Source organism: Colwellia marinimaniae, from assembly GCF_002207865.1.
GTDB classification, from domain to species: Bacteria; Pseudomonadota; Gammaproteobacteria; order Enterobacterales; family Alteromonadaceae; genus Colwellia; species Colwellia marinimaniae.
The window spans coordinates 1-241 of record NZ_BDQM01000481.1 but is presented as its reverse complement, the minus strand read 5'-3'; the positions used below and the strand labels follow the sequence as shown (position 1 = coordinate 241).

Sequence of the window (241 nt, the reverse complement as noted above, 5' to 3'; positions counted from 1 at the left end):
ATGCTGAGTGGTTCAATACCTTTTAAATTGAGAATGCTGGTTTTTACTTTGGTGGTTAACCAAGTATCTTTACTGGCACGCTCAAATGAGATTGGTGGACCTAAGCGGATCTGGTTATACACCAGCTGTACCGATGCAGTTTCTGCGGCAATAGCGACGATTTTATTACGCTCTGTGGTGCTTCTTACCTGACCCGACAATAGCACTTTGCTGTTGTTGGTGAGAATATGCAGATTATTAT

The 241-nt window shown here is 42.3% G+C and carries 1 protein-coding gene; it reads right to left on the bottom strand.

Annotation, left to right across the window (positions count from 1 at the left end; genetic code table 11):
• A partial coding sequence (locus MTCD1_RS20150; RefSeq protein ID WP_143760227.1) for a BON domain-containing protein occupies positions 1-241 on the bottom strand: 241 nt, incomplete at both ends.